Source organism: Klebsiella aerogenes (genome assembly GCA_029027985.1).
Taxonomy (GTDB): Bacteria; Pseudomonadota; Gammaproteobacteria; order Enterobacterales; family Enterobacteriaceae; genus Klebsiella; species Klebsiella aerogenes_A.
In genome coordinates, this window is sequence record CP119076.1 from 4,582,042 (window position 1) to 4,599,413 (window position 17,372).

Consider the following 17,372-nt stretch of genomic DNA (forward strand, 5'->3'; position numbering starts at 1 on the left):
ATCTTATCTGCGAGGAAAAGCGAATGCGTTTAAAACCGATAGTGACCGCGCTGTGTGCTGGCGCACTGCTGGCCGCCTCTCCCTTTGCGTCGGCCAAAGATCTGAAATCGATAGGCGTGACGGTGGGCGATCTCGCCAACCCGTTCTTCGTGCAAATCACCAAAGGCGCGGAGCTGGAAGCCCGTAAACTGGCGGGAGACAACGTGAAGGTCACGCTGGTCTCCAGCGGCTACGATTTGGGCCAGCAGGTGGCGCAGATTGATAACTTTATCGCCGCCAAAGTCGATATGATCATCCTCAACGCCGCCGACTCGAAAGGGATCGGCCCGGCGGTGAAACGGGCGAAGCAGGCCGGGATTGTGGTCGTCGCCGTTGACGTCGCCGCCGATGGCGCCGATGCCACCATCACCTCCGATAACACCCAGGCCGGCGAGATGGCCTGTAAATACATTAGCGATCGCCTGAACAACAAAGGCAACGTGGTGATTATCAACGGGCCACCGGTTTCCGCGGTGCAGAACCGCGTCGAAGGCTGCGAAACGGAATTCAAAAAACACCCGGATATCAAGATCCTCTCTTCTAACCAGAACGCCAAAGGCAGCCGCGAAGGCGGTCTGGAAGTGATGACCTCGCTGTTAGCGGCGAATCCGAAGATTGACGGCGTGTTCGCAATCAACGACCCGACGGCGATTGGCGCCGATCTGGCGGCGAAACAGGCGCAACGTAACGAGTTCTTTATCGTCGGCGTCGATGGTAGCCCGGATGGCGAAGAGGCGCTGAAACGGAAGAATTCACTGTTTGTCGCCACCCCGGCGCAAGACCCACAGGTGATGGCGGCGAAGGCGGTGGAAATCGGCTATGACATTCTGCAAGGCAAACCCGCGCCAACCGCGCCGGTGCTGATCCCGGTGACGATGATCGACAAAAACAACGTCAGCAGCTACAAAGGCTGGACGGTGAAATAAACCGAAATCGGCCCGGATAACGCGCAAAGCGCCATCCGGGCTCCCTCGCCCCTACGCGGCTTTGTCGCTATGCGTCACATCGGCGGCAAAGACATAACCCAACCCGCGCAGGGTTTTAATCAAGGTCGGCTGATGCGGGTTGACTTCGATTTTACGCCGCAGGCGCATGATCAGCACATCGACCGTGCGGTCGAAAACATCCATGCTTTCGTTATGGGTCAGCGCCAGTAGCTGTTCGCGGTTCAACACCCGGCGGGCGTTCTGCGCCAGCGCCAACAACAATCCATATTCCCCCTGGGTTAACGCCACGCTTTGCTGTTGTGGGTTAAACAGCTCACAGCGGCCGGTATCGAGCCGCCAGCCGTTAAATAACAGGCCGTTATACACACTCGGCACGGCGCTTTCCGCACCGATCGCTCCGCTACGCCGCAGTACCGCTTTCACTCGCGCCACCACCACCCGCGAGTTAAACGGTTTGGCGATGTAGTCGTCGGCGCCCATTTCCAGCCCGACGACCACGTCAGATTCGCTTCCCAGGCCGGAAAGCATCACCACCGGCAGTTCAGGTCGGGTGCGCTGTAGCTGCTGCAGCACCAGCAATCCGTTAGTGTCGGGTAGGATCATATCCAGCAATATCAGCGCGATATCCGCCCGTTGCGCCACCGCCGTCAGCGCCTCGCCGCCGCTCTGGCAGACCATCACCTCGAACGCGTGCGCCCCGAGCACATCGCTCAGCAGCTCGCAAATCGCGCTGTCGTCATCAACGACCAAAATGACTGGTTTCATTGTGTGCCTCTGCCCGCCGGGAATAGTGTCAGTCTGGTCGATTCTGCAAACTGGCGGCGACAAATCCATTTTCCGCTGCCGTTTTTATAATCGGCGTCACATCTCCGGGCTTTTCGTCACGTCAAAACTGACGATGAGCTGTTTTTCGTCAGCATTTAGCCCAAAAAAGCTGCGTACTATCCGCTAATACCCACAATGAAAACATGGCATAGAAGATGCATAGTGACGGTCAATAGCGCGTAAGCGCCGATTGATTAACTGGAGCAAGACCGATGAAAAAAGTCGTCACGGTTTGTCCGTATTGCGCATCAGGTTGCAAAATCAACCTGGTGGTCGATAACGGCAAAATCGTCCGGGCCGAGGCGGCGCAGGGGAAAACCAACCAGGGAACCCTGTGTCTGAAAGGCTATTATGGCTGGGACTTCATTAACGATACCCAAATCCTCACGCCGCGTCTCAAAACCCCTATGATCCGCCGCCAGCGCGGCGGCAAACTGGAAGCCGTCTCCTGGGACGAGGCGCTCGATTACGTCGCCGCCCGCCTCAGCGCCATTAAAGCGAAGTATGGCCCGGACGCTATCCAGACCACCGGCTCCTCGCGCGGAACCGGCAATGAAACCAACTACGTGATGCAGAAATTCGCCCGCGCCGTTATTGGCACCAATAACGTCGACTGCTGCGCGCGCGTCTGACACGGCCCTTCGGTTGCAGGTCTGCACCAGTCGGTCGGTAACGGCGCCATGAGTAATGCCATCACGGAGATTGATCACACCGATCTGGTGTTCATCTTCGGCTACAACCCGGCGGATTCCCACCCTATCGTGGCGAATCACGTCATTAACGCTAAACGCAACGGGGCGAAAATCATCGTCTGCGACCCGCGCAAGATTGAAACCGCGCGCATCGCTGACATGCACCTTGCGCTGAAGAACGGCTCGAATATCGCGCTGCTCAACGCCCTGGGCCACGTCATTATTGAAGAGGATCTGTACGATAAAGCCTTCGTCTCCGGTCGTGCTGAAGGCTTTGAGGAGTATCGCAAAATCGTCGAAGGCTACACGCCGGAATCGGTGGAAGCCATTACCGGCGTCAGCGCTCAGGAGATCCGCGCCTGCGCCCGGATGTACGCGAAGGCCAAATCCGCCGCCATTCTGTGGGGCATGGGCGTCACCCAGTTCTATCAGGGCGTGGAAACCGTGCGTTCGCTGACCAGCCTGGCGATCCTCACCGGCAACCTCGGCAAACCGAGCGTCGGCGTGAACCCGGTGCGCGGACAGAACAACGTGCAGGGCGCCTGCGATATGGGCGCCCTGCCGGATACCTATCCGGGCTATCAGTACGTTAAGTTCCCGGAGAACCGCGAGAAGTTCGCCAGGGCCTGGGGCATTGACAGCCTGCCGGAGCATACCGGTTATCGCATCAGCGAGCTGCCGCATCGCGCCGAACACGGCGAAGTGCGCGCGGCGTACATTATGGGCGAGGATCCGCTGCAGACCGACGCCGAGCTTTCGGCGGTCCGCAGGGCGTTTGAACAGCTGGAGCTGGTTATCGTCCAGGATATTTTCATGACCAAAACCGCGGCGGCGGCCGACGTTATTCTGCCGTCCACCTCGTGGGGCGAGCACGAAGGCGTTTACACCGCGGCGGACCGCGGCTTCCAGCGCTTCTTTAAAGCGGTGGAGCCGAAGTGGGACCTGAAAACCGACTGGCAGATTATCAGCGAAATCGCCACCCGGATGGGCTATCCGATGCACTACCACAACACTCAGGAAATCTGGGATGAGCTGCGGCATCTGTGCCCGGACTTCACCGGCGCGACCTACGAGAAAATGGGCGAGCTCGGCTATATCATGTGGCCATGCCGCGATGAGTCCGACGCCGACCAGGGGACGTCGTATCTGTTTAAAGAGAAGTTCGATACCCCGAACGGCAAAGCCCAGTTCTTCACCTGCGACTGGGTGGCGCCTATCGATAAGCTCACCGAAGAGTACCCGATGGTGCTGTCGACGGTGCGCGAAGTCGGTCACTACTCGTGCCGTTCGATGACCGGCAACTGCGCGGCGCTGGCGGCGCTGGCCGATGAACCCGGCTACGCGCAAATCAACACCGCCGATGCCGAACGGTTAGGCATTGAGGATGAAGCGCTGGTGTGGGTGAATTCTCGTCAGGGCCGCATCATCACCCGCGCGCAGGTCAGCGACCGGCCGAATAAAGGCGCGGTGTACATGACCTACCAGTGGTGGATCGGCGCCTGTAACGAGCTGGTATCGGAGAACCTGAGCCCGATAACCAAAACGCCGGAATACAAGTACTGCGCGGTCAACGTTGAGCGGATCGCCGACCAGCGTGAGGCGGAACAGTACGTTATCGAGGAGTACAACAGGCTGAAAGCCCGCCTGCGCGAAAGCGCGATGGGTTAAGGACCGGCAATCCCTGCTTGCGCTGCGCTTAGCAGGGCTACGGTTCTGCGCCGTTTGCTAGCCCGGATAAGGCGTCAGCCGATATCCGGGAACCCTCCCCCGGTGGCGCTTACGCTTACCGGGGCGGCCCTACTCATTCCCGCCATTTTCTTCTTTTTCGCCGCCCTTTATACTGCAGGGGTCTCCCTTACTGATAATAAAAAATGAAATACCTCTATTTACTGCTGGCGCTCGCCAGCTTTGGCGCAGGCGCTGCAGATCCAGGCAGCCAGTACCAACAACAGGCTGAAGCCGGCGATCCGCGGGCGCAGTTTTATCTGGCGGATACCTGGGTCAGCTCCGGTAATTACCAGCAGGCTGAATTCTGGGCGCAGAAAGCGGCGGCGCAGGGCGACGGCGATGCGCTGGCGCTGCTGGCCCAGCTCAAAATCCGCGACCCGCAGCAGGCCGATTACCAGCAGGCCCGGCAACTGGCGGAACAATCCGTGCAGGTCGGCAGCAAGGCCGGTGAGATTATCCTCGCCCGCGTGCTGGTCAATCAGCAAGCTGGCCCTACCGACTATGCGTATGCCATCAGGCTGTTACAGGATGCGGCCAAAGATGAAGAGAGCGACTCCGCCGTCGATGCGCAGATGTTGCTCGGGCTAATCTACGCCAGCGGCGTGCTGCCGCCGGGAGATGACCTCAAAGCGGCGCAGTACTTCAAAGGTAGCTCGGCGCTCTCACGCACCGGTTATGCCGAATACTGGGCAGGCATGATGTTCCAACAGGGAGAGAAAGGCTTTATCGATCCGAACCCGCAAAAAGCGCTGCACTGGCTCAACGTCAGCTGTCAGGAGGGGTTTGATACCGGTTGTGAAGAGTTCGATAAGATAACGAAAGGCTAAAAAAAGCCCGGCGCGATGGCCGGGCTCCTGCATCTTATTGGGCAGTTTTATCAAACTTGCCCAGCACTTCGCGTTCATACGCCAGCGCTTTCTTGCGGTCAAACTTGTGTTCCCACTTGGAGATAACCAGTACCGCCAGGGCGTTGCCGACCACGTTCAGCGCGGTACGCGCCATGTCGAGGATACGGTCGACGCCAGCAATAAACGCCAACCCTTCCAGCGGGATCCCCACGCTGCCCAGGGTCGCCAGCAGTACCACGAAGGAGACGCCCGGTACGCCAGCGATGCCTTTCGAGGTCACCATCAGCGTCAGTACGAGAGTGATTTCCTGCCACAGGGAGAGGTCGATACCATACAACTGCGCGATAAAGATCGCCGCGATGCTCTGGTACAGCGTCGAACCGTCGAGGTTAAAGGAGTAACCGGTCGGCACCACGAAGCTGGTGATCGAAGCTGGCGCGCCATAGGCTTCCATTTTCTCAATGATACGCGGCAGCACGCTTTCGGAACTCGCCGTGGAGTAGGCCAGAATCAGCTCGTCCTTCAGGATACGAATCAGGATCCAGATACTCAACCCGCAGACGCGCGCCACAAGACCCAGCACCACCAGCGCGAAGAACAGAATCGCGAAGTAAACCAGAATAACCAGCTTAGCCAGCGGCCACAGCGAGGCGAAGCCAAAGGTGGCGACGGTTACCGAGATCAGCGCGAATACCCCGACCGGCGCGTAGCGCATCACCATATGCGTCACTTTGAACATGGTTTCCGACACGGAGCGGAAAACGGTCACCAGCGGTTCGCGGTGAGTAGCTGGCAGCGAGGAGAGGCCCAGACCGAACAGCACCGAGAAGAAGATAATCGGCAGCATGTCGCCTTTCGCCATCGACGCGAAAATATTGGTCGGTACCAGCGACAAGATAGTTCCCATCAGGCCATGCGCGTGACTCTGCACTTCCGCGGTGGTGTTTTGGTATTTCGAGATATCGACCGCCGCCAACTGCGACATATCAATACCGCTACCCGGCTGGAAGACGTTCGCCAGGGTAATCCCCAGCACAATAGCCACCGTGGTAATGACTTCAAAATAGATGATGGTTTTGGCGCCAATACGACCCAACTGCTTGGCATCGCCGACGCCTGCAATTCCCACCACCAGCGTCGAGATGACAATCGGGACGACAATCATTTTGATCAGGTGGATAAAGATATCGCCTGCCGGGGTCAGGAGGTTAGAGATTAACCAATCACGACTTTCGGCGTGGTAATGTAGGTAGCTGCCCAGAAGTATGCCAAGTACCAGGGCTAGCAAAATTTGCCAGGCCAGGCTGACTTTTGTTTTTTTCATCACTACTGACTTCCTCAATGAAAGGAGCCATTCCTGAAGGTAATGGCTCCCACTGAAAGGGGTATGAATTGTGTTGCGTTGCTTTATGGGGTTATTTAACGCGCGATATCAGTATCATTTGCACGGCATGCTGCGCAAGCCTTTAAGAACAGGGCTTTCTTCTGGTTTTTTGCATAAATCTACCTATTTCGGCGCATTACATTGCATAAGTATTTGTTATAAAAAATATTTAACATATTCAGTTTCTATAAATACACATGGTAAATTATTTCACTTCAAAGTTTCATTTGATTGATTTTCATTCAGTTTAATCAATGCGTGATCTGCCCCCCAAATAGCAAACAAAGCTGGCAAAGACCCTATTATTAACGGTTATTTGACATATATTTAACAAGTTAAAGGAGAAAAAAAGCCATGAGCCAAATACATAAACACCCTATTCCCGCAAACATTGCGGAACGTTGCCTGATGAATCCGCAACAGTACCAGGAGAACTACCAACAATCCGTCACCAACCCAGATGCCTTCTGGGGCGAGCAGGGTAAAATCCTCGACTGGATCAAACCTTACTCACAGGTGAAAAACACCTCTTTCGCGCCGGGGAATGTCTCCATTAAATGGTACGAAGACGGCACCCTGAACCTCGCCGCTAACTGTCTCGACCGCCATCTGCATGAGCGCGGCGACCAGACCGCCATCATCTGGGAAGGCGACGACGCCAGCCAGAGCAAAAACATTACCTATCGCCAACTGCATCGCGATGTGTGTCGTTTTGCCAACGTATTGCTCAGTCTGGGCATTAAAAAAGGCGATGTTGTCGCTATTTATATGCCGATGGTGCCGGAAGCCGCCGTCGCGATGCTGGCCTGCGCCCGCATCGGCGCCATCCACTCCGTCATTTTCGGCGGCTTCTCGCCGGAGGCAGTAGCCGGGCGCATTATCGACTCTAACTCACGCCTGGTGATCACCTCTGACGAAGGGTTGCGCGCCGGTCGCGCCATCCCGCTGAAGAAAAACGTGGATGACGCGCTGAAAAACCCGAACGTCACCAGCATCGAGCACGTGGTGGTACTCAAACGCACCGGCGGCAATATTGACTGGCAGGAAGGTCGCGACCTGTGGTGGAGCGATCTGATTGAAAAAGCCGACGACCAGCATCAGCCGGTCGAAATGAACGCCGAAGACCCGCTGTTTATCCTCTACACCTCCGGTTCTACCGGCAAACCGAAAGGCGTGCTGCACACCACCGGCGGTTATCTGGTGTACGCGGCGACCACCTTCAAATACGTTTTTGATTATCATCCGGGCGATATCTACTGGTGTACCGCCGACGTGGGCTGGGTCACCGGTCACAGCTACCTGCTGTACGGCCCGCTGGCCTGTGGCGCCACTACGCTGATGTTTGAAGGCGTGCCGAACTGGCCGACCCCGGCGCGCATGTGCCAGGTGGTGGACAAACATCAGGTCAATATTCTGTATACCGCGCCGACTGCAATCCGCGCGCTGATGGCGGAAGGTGACAAAGCTATTGAAGGTACCGACCGCTCCTCGCTGCGCATTCTCGGCTCGGTCGGCGAACCGATTAACCCGGAAGCCTGGGAGTGGTACTGGAAGAAAATCGGCAACGAGAAGTGCCCGGTGATGGACACCTGGTGGCAGACCGAAACCGGCGGCTTCATGATCACTCCGCTGCCGGGCGCCATCGAGCTGAAAGCCGGTTCCGCGACGCGTCCGTTCTTTGGCGTCCAGCCAGTACTGGTGGACAACGAAGGAACGCCGCTGGAAGGCGCGACCGAGGGCAATCTGGCGATCGCCGACTCCTGGCCTGGCCAGGCGCGCACCCTGTTCGGCGATCACGAGCGCTTCGAGCAGACCTACTTCTCGACCTTTAAAAACATGTACTTCAGCGGCGACGGTGCCCGTCGCGACGAAGACGGCTACTACTGGATCACCGGGCGCGTCGACGACGTACTGAACGTCTCCGGCCACCGTCTGGGCACCGCGGAAATTGAATCCGCGCTGGTGTCGCATCCGAAAATCGCCGAAGCGGCGGTGGTCGGTATTCCGCATAACATCAAAGGCCAGGCCATCTACGCTTACGTGACGCTGAATCACGGCGAAGACCCCACGCCGGAGTTGTATGCCGAGGTACGTAACTGGGTGCGTAAAGAGATTGGCCCGCTGGCGACGCCGGACGTGCTGCACTGGACCGACTCGTTGCCGAAAACCCGCTCGGGTAAAATCATGCGCCGAATTCTGCGCAAGATTGCCGCCGGCGATACCAGCAACCTCGGCGACACCTCAACGCTTGCCGATCCGGGGGTCGTGGACAAACTGCTCGAAGAGAAGCAGGCCATTACTATGCCGTCATAAACCTAACTTATTCCCTACCCCCTCTCCCTCGATCGGGGGAGAGGTTAAAAACATAAACTCCCCCCAAGGATTCTATTCAGCAGGAAAGCGGTAAATCAGCTTCTACTCGACGCGCAAACGCCGAGCGGATCGCTGTTGCCGACGGATAGCCGATGGATGACACAAGGGTTACCTCTGGAGACGCTAAAGATGAATGAACAAATTTGTCAGCGGATAGAAAATAGTGAAAATTTCAGGGAGTTAGTTGCATCACGGCAACGGTTTGCCGCCATTCTGTCAGTCATTATGTTAGTGATTTACGTGGGCTTTATTTTGCTTATCGCCTTCGCGCCCGGCTGGCTGGGAACACCGCTGCATGAAGGTACCAGCGTCACTCGCGGTATCCCTATTGGCATCGGCGTCATTATCATCTCCTTCATCCTGACCGGCATCTACGTCTGGCGGGCAAATGGCGAATACGACAAGTTGACCAAAAGCGTGATTAGCGAGGTGCAAGCATCATGAAAAAAGTCCTGACGGCGCTTGCCGCCACGCTCCCTTTCGCCGCGAACGCCGCCGATGCCATTACCGGCGAGGTGCAGCGCCAGCCGACCAACTGGCAGGCGATTATCATGTTCGTTATTTTTGTCGCTATGACGCTGTACATTACGTACTGGGCATCGAAACGCGTGCGTTCGCGGAGCGATTACTACACCGCGGGCGGCAATATTACCGGCTTCCAGAACGGGCTGGCGATCTCCGGCGACTTTATGTCGGCAGCCTCGTTCCTCGGTATCTCGGCACTGGTGTACACCTCGGGTTATGACGGGCTGATCTATTCACTCGGCTTCCTCGTCGGCTGGCCGATTATTCTGTTTCTGATCGCCGAACGCCTGCGTAACCTCGGCCGCTACACCTTTGCCGACGTGGCGTCTTATCGCCTGAAGCAGGGGCCGATCCGTACTCTCTCCGCCTGTGGTTCTCTGGTGGTGGTCGCCCTGTATCTGATTGCTCAGATGGTCGGCGCCGGTAAGCTCATTCAACTGTTGTTCGGCCTGAACTACCACGTCGCGGTAGTGCTGGTCGGCGTGCTGATGGTGCTGTACGTGCTGTTCGGCGGCATGCTCGCTACCACCTGGGTGCAGATTATCAAAGCGGTACTGCTGCTGTTCGGCGCCAGCTTTATGGCCTTTATGGTGATGAAGCACGTCGGTTTCAGCTTCAATAACCTGTTCACCGAAGCGATGGCGGTTCACCCGAAAGGGGCGGCGATCATGAGCCCTGGCGGATTGGTGAAAGACCCGATATCGGCGCTGTCGCTCGGTCTCGGCCTGATGTTCGGTACCGCCGGCCTGCCGCATATCCTGATGCGTTTCTTCACCGTGAGCGACGCTCGCGAAGCGCGTAAGAGCGTGTTCTATGCTACCGGCTTTATGGGTTATTTCTACATCCTGACCTTTATCATCGGCTTCGGCGCGATCATGCTGGTGGGATCGAATCCGGCGTTTAAAGACGCGGCCGGGCAGCTTATCGGCGGCAATAACATGGCGGCAGTGCATCTGGCGAACGCGGTCGGCGGCAATCTGTTCCTCGGCTTTATCTCGGCAGTGGCTTTCGCCACTATTCTGGCGGTCGTCGCCGGGTTGACCCTGGCGGGCGCATCGGCAGTCTCTCACGACCTCTATGCTAACGTCATTAAGAAAGGGGCAACCGAGCGTGAAGAGCTGAAGGTCTCAAAAATTACCGTGCTGATCCTTGGCGTGGTGGCGATTCTGCTCGGAGTGTTGTTCGAAAACCAGAATATCGCCTTCATGGTCGGCCTGGCGTTCTCCATCGCCGCCAGCTGTAACTTCCCGATTATCCTGCTGTCGATGTACTGGTCGAAGTTGACCACCCGCGGCGCGATGATTGGCGGCTGGCTGGGGCTGCTGACCGCGGTGATTCTGATGATCCTCGGCCCGACTATCTGGGTGCAGATCCTCGGTCACGAGAAAGCGCTGTTCCCGTATGAATACCCGGCGCTGTTCTCCATCGCCATCGCCTTTATCGGTATTTGGCTGTTCTCAATTACCGATAATTCCGCCGAAGGGATGCGCGAGCGCGAGCAGTTCCGCGCCCAGTTCATCCGTTCGCAAACGGGTATTGGTATCGAACGCGGCCAGGCGCATTAAGCACCTTCCCCATCCCCGGTTTAACGCCGGGGATGGGGTTAACTAAAACATCGCTAACCGCACCAACGGCGCCGCCAGTACCATCACCACGCCGGAAAGCATCATCACCAGGCTGGCGACGACCCCCTCCTGCTGACCCAGTTCATAAGAACGAGCCGTCCCGGCACCGTGCGAGGCCGCGCCGAATCCGGCCCCTTTCGCCATGCCAGCGCTGATCGACAGGCGTAAGAACAACACATCGCCTATCGCCATACCGAATACGCCGGTGACCACCACAAACAGCGCTACCAGGTCAGGCTGACCGCCAAGCGGTTTCGCCGCCGCTAGCGCAAACGGCGTCGTTACCGAGCGTACTGCCAGGCTGCGCTGAATTTCATCGGAAAGGGTAAACAAGCGCGCCAGCCAGACGGAGCTTGTCACCGCGACGACGGAAGCCGTGACGACGCCGGCGGTCAACGACATCCAGTGACGCTTAATGATCGCCAGGTTGTCATACACCGGCACGGCAAAGGCGATGGTCGCCGGTCCCAATAGCCACAATAGCCAGTGCGACTCGCCCATATAGCTCTGGTAGGAGATATGACCAAACACGAGGATCAGTACCAGCAGCACCGGCGTCAACACCAGCGGCATCAACGGCAGTGTGTGGAAGCGGCGATAAAGCCGTTTATTGGCGAAATAGAGTCCCAGGGTAACCGCCAGGCACAGCATGCTCAGGGTAAAATCACTCATTTTTCAACCGGCTCACTTCATAGCGATAGACTTTATCCACCACCCATGCCGTGGCACCCAGCACCATCACGGTGCTCAGCGCAATCACGAGAAAGATACGCCAACCGTCTACCATCAGCAGTTGGGCATAATTAACGACCGCCACCACCGCCGGGACAAAAAAGAGCAGCATTTCCGCCAACAGCCAGCGCGCCCCTGCGCGCACCCAGTTCAGCGGGATCACCCGGCAGACGATCAGCATCAGGAGCATCAGCATGCCGACAAGGTTGGCCGGAAGCGGCAAATGGAGCCAGTTAACCAGATATTCTGCACAGACGAACAGTCCGGCATAGAGCAGTACCTGGACCGGTACCTGGAGACGTTGCACCACCAAAGGCGCAACACGTGCTGGCGCGAAGGCCATGAGCGGAATTCCTGAAAAATAAGACAGGCGTGCAGTATAGAGAGCCGCCCCTGCGGACAGAAATGAATTAAAATCATCACAGGTATAGTCTCAGGGAATAATCATGGATATACGCACGTTGCGTTATTTTGTCGAAGTGGTCCGCCAGCAAAGCTTCACCCGAGCGGCAGAAAAACTCTTCGTCACGCAGCCGACCATCAGCAAGATGCTCAAAAATCTGGAAGACGAGCTGAACTGCACCCTGCTTATCCGCGATGGCCGTAAGCTGTTATTAACCGATACCGGCCGCGTCGTCTTCGAGCGCGGGCAGGCGATCCTCGGCGAATTCAGTCAGCTAAAAGCCGAGCTCAGCGATATTAACCACCTGAACAACGGCGTGCTACGTCTGGGGATCCCGCCGATGGTCGGTATGCTGATGGCTGAACCCATCAGCCGTTTTCGCCAGCGCTACCCTGGCGTGGAGCTGAAAATTGCCGAATTCGGCGGGCTGACGGTACAACAGGCCGTCAGCAACGGCGAGCTCGATCTGGCGATGACCGCGCTGCCGGTCGATGAGGCCAGCGGCCTGACAACGCTGTCGCTCTTTAGCCACCCGCTCTGCGTTCTCGTGCCGAAGACGGCGCAGTGGCAGGGCAGAACGTCTATTTCGCCGGAAAGCCTGGCGGAACACCCGCTGGTTATCTACAACGAAGACTTCGCCCTCAGCCAGCAGTTGATGCGTCTGTTTGCCGAGCATGAGGTGAAGCCGCGTATCGCCGTGCGCAGCGGCCAGTGGGATTTTCTGGCGGCGATGGTGCAGGCGGGAATTGGCGTGGCGATCCTGCCGGAGCCAATTTGCCAGCGGCTGGACGCACAGGATTTTTATTGGATCCCGCTGGAGAGCGAACTGCGTTGGGAGTTAGGGATGATTTGGCGCGAAGGGGTGTATATGTCGCGCAGCGCGCAGGCGTGGCTGGAGTGCAGTCAATCGTTCTGGCTGACGTAACGTGGCGGGTTTCCCCGGTCGCGCTAACGCTTACCGGGGCGACACATTTACGGTAGCCCGGATAGCCGTAGCGCCATCCGGGACTTAAGGTTACTGATCTTCGATTAACAGCGCTTCCAGCAGGTCGAGGTCGTGCAGCAGTTTCTGCAGCGTCTCGTTGCTGATTTGCCGCGTTGCGCGCAGGTGATACAGCTCGCCGCGCTCGGAACGTAGCGCCGCCAGACGGAAGCGGCGCTCCAGGCTCTCTTCCAGCATTGAGGTTTCCACATCGTTGCGCCCATCGACGCGGCGACGCAGGTTCCCGATGACGCGCGAACTCACCTCGGTCAGCAGCTGATTATCGATATTCTCTTTGGTATCCGTCGCCAGACGTTCTTCCATTTTCTGAATCGCGACAATCGCCACATCCGCCGTCGCCGCGCGCGCCAGACGCTCTTCTTTGCGCTGCTGCGCGTGATCGCCGGACTCGATATGGCGCAGCAGAATCGGCAGCGCAATCACCCCGACAAACAGGGAGAAGAGGATCACCCCAGCGGCGAGGAAGATAAGCTCATAACGCGCCGGGAAGACGTTGCCGTCCGGCAACAGCAGCGGGATCGACAGCACACCTGCAAGGGTAATCGCCCCGCGCACCCCGGCGACGGAAGAAATCAGCAGCTCACGGGTAGTCCAGGAGCCAAACTCCATCGGTTTCTTCTTCAGGAAGCGCTGGCTAAGCTTACGCATCGTCCACAGCCAGCCGAAACGCACCAGCATCAGCGCGGCGTAAATCAGCACGATATCGGTGAACAGCATCCAGGTTTCGACGTTAGGGTCAGCCTCTGCCGCCACCAGCGAACTCGACAGAATATCCGGCAGCTGCAGGCCTAACAGCAGGAAGACCATGCCGTTAAACACAAACTCCAGCATCGCCCAGGTGCTGTTGGCGCGCAGACGCATGGCCAACGGCGCGGTGCGCATCACCCCGGAACGGGTGATGGTCATCCCCGCCGCCACCGCCGCGAGGATCCCCGAGAAGCCGATGTGTTCGGCAATCAGGTAGGAAGCGAACGGCAGCAGGAACAGCAACACGATTTGCGTCGCCGGCTCATCGCCGCCCCAGCGGCTGAGGAAGCGCATCGAGCGGCCATACAGCCAGCTGACGACGAAACCGGCGAGGATGCCGCCAATCGCCACCTTCAGGAACTCGACGGTCGCGCCGCCGACGGTGAACACCATCGTGCCCATCGCCACGGCGACAGCGAATTTCAGCGACACCAGACCGGAGGCGTCGTTCATCAACGCTTCGCCCTGCAGGATACCCATAATTTTTTTCGGGATGCGCCCTTCGCCGACAATACCGGAAAGCGCTACGGCATCGGTCGGCGACAGTACTGCCGCCAGGGCGAATGCCGGTACCAGTGGGATCCCCGGCACAATCCAGTAAATCAGGAAGCCGATGCCGACCACAGTGACCACCACCAGCGCCAGCGCCAGACCGAAGATCTCCCGCCCATGCTCGATAAACTCGCGAGTCGGCGTTTTCCAGCCATCAGCAAACAGCAGCGGCGGGATAAACAAAACAAGGAAGAGTTCAGGGTCAAACTCGACGTGCAAACCAAAGGTCGGCCAGGCTAACAGCGCGCCGATGGCGATTTGCATTAAAGGTAGCGGAACCTGAAAGGGCAGTACGCGTGTGACCACCCCGGAGAGAGAGACCACGAGGGTCATGATGAGTATGGTGAAGAATATTTCCATGTGTTCCCTGTTTGCTGCGTTTTCTTTTTTTACATCTGAGGCGTCATGTCTCGAAATGATACGCTACTCAGATTAACGCAAAAGGAAACAGGATGTGGCTTAAAAATTAAACGGGCGACCGAAGCCGCCCGTGGTTAGCAGGAAAAGTTAAATCGCCCAGCCGCCAGCGTAGAAAATAACCAGCGCCGCCGCGATGATCACGGTACCCAGATTCAGCTTGCGCCATTCGCCGGATACCACGCGGCCAATCACCAGCGAAGCAAAACCGATCATAATGCCGGTCACGATGTTGCAGGTCAGTACGATGAACACCGCGGTGATCAGCCCCGCCATCGCATCAACGAAGTCATTGAAGTCGATTTTGGCTACGTTGCTCAGCATCAGCAGACCGACGTACATCAGCGCTGGCGCGGTCGCATAGGCCGGAACCAGATACGAAAGCGGCGAAAGGAACAGGATCAGCAGGAACAGCACGCCGACGGTCACCGCCGTCAGGCCGGTTTTACCGCCTGCCGCCGTACCGGCTGCGGATTCGATATACACCGCCGCTGGCGCCGCGCCCACTACGCCGGAGAAGACGCTGCTCAGGGAGTCGGTCGTCAGCGCTTTACCACCGTTGATGATCTGCCCGTCTTTATCCAGCAGGTTAGCCTGCCCGGCTACCGCGCGAATGGTACCGGTGGCATCAAAGACGGCAGTCATCACCAGTGCCAGCACGCTTGGCAGGACGACCGGGTTCAGCGCGCCAACGATATCCAGGCTGCCAATCAGCGAATGACCCTGCTCATCGCTCAGCGACGGCATGGCGAAAATACCGGAGAAGTGGACGTTAGGGTCGAAAATCAAGCCAATCACCGATACGCCGATAATGGTCAGTAGGATACCGCCCGGCACTTTCAGTTTTTCCAGACCGATAATCACCGCCAGGCCAATCAGCGACATCATCACCGGGAAGCTGTCGAAGTTACCCAACGCAACCGGCAGGCCGTCCAGCGGGTTTTTGATCACCAGGCCAACGCCGTTGGCGGCAATCAGCAGCAGGAACAGGCCGATACCGATACCGGTACCGTGCGCCACGCCCTGCGGCAGGTTGCGCAGGATCCAGCTACGAATGCCGGTGGCGGAGATAACGGTGAACAATACGCCCATCAGGAAGACGGCGCCTAATGCCACCGGAATACTGATGTGCTGCCCCAGCACCAGGCTAAAGGCGGTAAAGGCGGTCAGCGAAATCGCGCAACCGATGGCCAGCGGCAGGTTAGCCCACAGCCCCATCGCTAATGAACCGACGCCCGCCACCAGACAGGTCGACACAAATACCGCCGCGGGCGGAAAACCGGCTTTCCCTAGCATTCCCGGTACGACGATGACGGAGTACACCATCGCCAGGAAGGTGGTTAGCCCGGCAACGATTTCCTGACGTACGGTGCTGCCGCGAGCTGAAATTTTAAACCAGGCGTCTAATGAACCGCCGGTACGCGCTGAAGGCGTAGACATAGAAAACTTCCCCTGAAAATTTTGATCGTTCGCTCGTATGCGTGATGGACCATCCACTGCCAGTTAAACGCCATCTCCTTGTGCTGTTTCCCCGGCGCCAGGAGGGAGGCTGAGAAAAAGCAAACGTTTAACTCCGCGCATACCATGCGGTGTATGGAATGACTTTGCTCCCCCCTGTTGGCAGAGGAAAAAGCGAGCAAAGTAAAAAGGCAAACGATTATCCAGCCTTTAGACGGCCCTTTTCAACTGAAGTTTGTCGTATTTGGCCAAATTTTGCCGCCAAAGCTCAGGAAATAGCCAAACGATGCGCAAACGTTATCGTCAATGCGCAATCCATTAACATTTTTATAGGTCAGAAACACCTTTTCAGCTCATCAACCGCCCGGCAACGTAAACGCGCCGCCGCGTTCAATAGCGTTTTGCCACCCGGGACGCGACTCAACCTGCTGCCGCCAGCGTCGGGTATGCGGTAGGTCGTCAATCCCGCCGCGCGCCAGCAGCGCCATCACCGGGAAGCTCATCTGGATATCGGCCATGCTCAATGCCGCGCCGGCAAACCAGTGTTGGCGAGCCAGATGTTGCTCAATGTAAGTCGCATGGGTCGCCAGCTGTTTATCCAGCCACGCCTTTTGCACCCCCTTGCCTAATGCGCCGCCGAATGTGCGCATGCCCAGCGGCACCGGCGGTTTGCCGAGACTGGCGAAGATAAGCTTCATTAATAGCAGCGGCATTAACGACCCTTCGGCGTAGTGTAGCCAGAAGCGATATTGCAGCTTATCTTCCCGCCCCTGCGGCCTGAGCTGCTGGCGGCTATCATAGGTTTCCTGCAAATACTCAAGAATCGCCCCGGATTCCGCCAGCACCACGCCCTGGTCTTCGAGCACCGGCGATTTTCCCAACGGGTGAATTTTTTTCAGTTCCGCTGGCGCCTGCATGCTTTTTTCGCGTTGATAACAGATGACCTGATAAGACAGCTGGAGTTCTTCCAGCGCCCACAGTACGCGCTGCGAGCGGGATTGATTGAGATGATGGACCGTCAACATGGCACTCTCCTGTTGTTCGTTCAAATTAACTATAGAAACAGGCGGCCAA

The 17,372-nt window shown here is 57.5% G+C and carries 14 protein-coding genes; 7 read left to right on the forward strand and 7 right to left on the reverse strand.

The window, feature by feature from the left end:
• The first annotated feature begins 23 nt into the window (after positions 1 to 23).
• Entirely contained in the window at positions 24 to 965 is a 942-nt protein-coding gene (locus tag PYR66_21780; GenBank protein ID WEF27870.1) for an ABC transporter substrate-binding protein, read from the forward strand.
• Positions 966 to 1,016: 51 nt separating this feature from the next.
• Here the strand turns inward: PYR66_21780 and PYR66_21785 are convergent, their stop codons facing one another.
• The gene (locus PYR66_21785) at positions 1,017 to 1,751 is read right to left on the reverse strand and encodes a response regulator transcription factor (GenBank protein ID WEF27871.1); all 735 of its coding nucleotides are present in this window, start codon (positions 1,749 to 1,751) and stop codon (positions 1,017 to 1,019) included.
• Positions 1,752 to 2,023: 272 nt separating this feature from the next.
• On the opposite strand from PYR66_21785, the gene fdhF reads away from it, so the two are divergent.
• Positions 2,024 to 4,171 (forward strand): formate dehydrogenase subunit alpha, encoded by a 2,148-nt coding sequence (gene fdhF, locus PYR66_21790; GenBank protein WEF27872.1) that lies wholly within the window; start codon positions 2,024 to 2,026, stop codon positions 4,169 to 4,171.
• 203 nt (positions 4,172 to 4,374) lie between these two features.
• Positions 4,375 to 5,058: a tetratricopeptide repeat protein gene (locus PYR66_21795; GenBank protein WEF27873.1), complete on the forward strand. Its 684-nt coding sequence runs from the start codon at positions 4,375 to 4,377 to the stop codon at positions 5,056 to 5,058.
• 34 nt (positions 5,059 to 5,092) lie between these two features.
• On the opposite strand, the gene gltP is transcribed toward PYR66_21795, so the two are convergent.
• Positions 5,093 to 6,403 (reverse strand): glutamate/aspartate:proton symporter GltP, encoded by a 1,311-nt coding sequence (gene gltP, locus PYR66_21800; GenBank protein WEF27874.1) that lies wholly within the window; start codon positions 6,401 to 6,403, stop codon positions 5,093 to 5,095.
• Positions 6,404 to 6,817: 414 nt separating this feature from the next.
• Between gltP and acs the strand changes: the two genes are divergently transcribed.
• The 3 genes from acs to actP all read left to right on the forward strand — a co-directional run bounded on the left by acs (position 6,818) and on the right by actP (position 10,926).
• Entirely contained in the window at positions 6,818 to 8,776 is a 1,959-nt protein-coding gene (gene acs, locus PYR66_21805) for an acetate--CoA ligase (protein WEF27875.1), read from the forward strand.
• Positions 8,777 to 8,965: 189 nt separating this feature from the next.
• Positions 8,966 to 9,280 (forward strand): DUF485 domain-containing protein, encoded by a 315-nt coding sequence (locus PYR66_21810; GenBank protein ID WEF27876.1) that lies wholly within the window; start codon positions 8,966 to 8,968, stop codon positions 9,278 to 9,280.
• Complete coding sequence (gene actP, locus PYR66_21815) at positions 9,277 to 10,926, forward strand: cation/acetate symporter ActP (GenBank protein ID WEF27877.1); 1,650 nt, start codon at positions 9,277 to 9,279, stop codon at positions 10,924 to 10,926. Before PYR66_21810 ends, actP begins: the two co-directional genes overlap by 4 nt.
• A gap of 42 nt (positions 10,927 to 10,968) precedes the next feature.
• Here the strand turns inward: actP and PYR66_21820 are convergent, their stop codons facing one another.
• Both PYR66_21820 and PYR66_21825 read right to left on the reverse strand, forming a co-directional pair.
• On the reverse strand, positions 10,969 to 11,658 hold the full coding sequence (locus PYR66_21820) for an LrgB family protein (GenBank protein ID WEF27878.1): 690 nt from the start codon (positions 11,656 to 11,658) through the stop codon (positions 10,969 to 10,971).
• Positions 11,651 to 12,061 carry a CidA/LrgA family protein gene (locus PYR66_21825; GenBank protein ID WEF27879.1) on the reverse strand — a complete coding sequence of 137 codons (411 nt, stop codon included), beginning with the start codon at positions 12,059 to 12,061 and terminating at the stop codon, positions 11,651 to 11,653. Before PYR66_21825 ends, PYR66_21820 begins: the two co-directional genes overlap by 8 nt.
• Positions 12,062 to 12,164: 103 nt before the next feature.
• Here PYR66_21825 and PYR66_21830 point away from each other — a divergent pair, with 103 nt between their 5' ends.
• Complete coding sequence (locus PYR66_21830; GenBank protein ID WEF27880.1) at positions 12,165 to 13,046, forward strand: LysR family transcriptional regulator; 882 nt, start codon at positions 12,165 to 12,167, stop codon at positions 13,044 to 13,046.
• Between the two features lie 90 nt (positions 13,047 to 13,136).
• Here PYR66_21830 and PYR66_21835 read toward each other — a convergent pair whose 3' ends face one another.
• The 3 genes from PYR66_21835 to PYR66_21845 form a co-directional block, all read right to left on the reverse strand.
• Entirely contained in the window at positions 13,137 to 14,783 is a 1,647-nt protein-coding gene (locus PYR66_21835; GenBank protein WEF27881.1) for a Na+/H+ antiporter, read from the reverse strand.
• A 147-nt stretch (positions 14,784 to 14,930) separates the two neighbouring features.
• Entirely contained in the window at positions 14,931 to 16,280 is a 1,350-nt protein-coding gene (locus PYR66_21840) for an NCS2 family permease (protein WEF27882.1), read from the reverse strand.
• Between the two features lie 374 nt (positions 16,281 to 16,654).
• Positions 16,655 to 17,323 carry a glutathione S-transferase gene (locus PYR66_21845; protein WEF27883.1) on the reverse strand — a complete coding sequence of 223 codons (669 nt, stop codon included), beginning with the start codon at positions 17,321 to 17,323 and terminating at the stop codon, positions 16,655 to 16,657.
• Positions 17,324 to 17,372: the final 49 nt, after the last annotated feature.

Coding starts and splice junctions, on each gene's coding strand:
- PYR66_21785 (WEF27871.1), bottom strand. CDS start 1,751: ATGAAACCAGTCATTTTGGTCGTTGATGACGACAGCGCGATTTGCGAG.
- PYR66_21835 (WEF27881.1), bottom strand. CDS start 14,783: ATGGAAATATTCTTCACCATACTCATCATGACCCTCGTGGTCTCTCTC.
- PYR66_21780 (WEF27870.1), top strand. CDS start 24: ATGCGTTTAAAACCGATAGTGACCGCGCTGTGTGCTGGCGCACTGCTG.
- PYR66_21795 (WEF27873.1), top strand. CDS start 4,375: ATGAAATACCTCTATTTACTGCTGGCGCTCGCCAGCTTTGGCGCAGGC.
- PYR66_21820 (WEF27878.1), bottom strand. CDS start 11,658: ATGAGTGATTTTACCCTGAGCATGCTGTGCCTGGCGGTTACCCTGGGA.
- actP (WEF27877.1), top strand. CDS start 9,277: ATGAAAAAAGTCCTGACGGCGCTTGCCGCCACGCTCCCTTTCGCCGCG.
- acs (WEF27875.1), top strand. CDS start 6,818: ATGAGCCAAATACATAAACACCCTATTCCCGCAAACATTGCGGAACGT.
- gltP (WEF27874.1), bottom strand. CDS start 6,403: ATGAAAAAAACAAAAGTCAGCCTGGCCTGGCAAATTTTGCTAGCCCTG.
- PYR66_21840 (WEF27882.1), bottom strand. CDS start 16,280: ATGTCTACGCCTTCAGCGCGTACCGGCGGTTCATTAGACGCCTGGTTT.
- PYR66_21830 (WEF27880.1), top strand. CDS start 12,165: ATGGATATACGCACGTTGCGTTATTTTGTCGAAGTGGTCCGCCAGCAA.
- PYR66_21825 (WEF27879.1), bottom strand. CDS start 12,061: ATGGCCTTCGCGCCAGCACGTGTTGCGCCTTTGGTGGTGCAACGTCTC.
- PYR66_21845 (WEF27883.1), bottom strand. CDS start 17,323: ATGTTGACGGTCCATCATCTCAATCAATCCCGCTCGCAGCGCGTACTG.
- PYR66_21810 (WEF27876.1), top strand. CDS start 8,966: ATGAATGAACAAATTTGTCAGCGGATAGAAAATAGTGAAAATTTCAGG.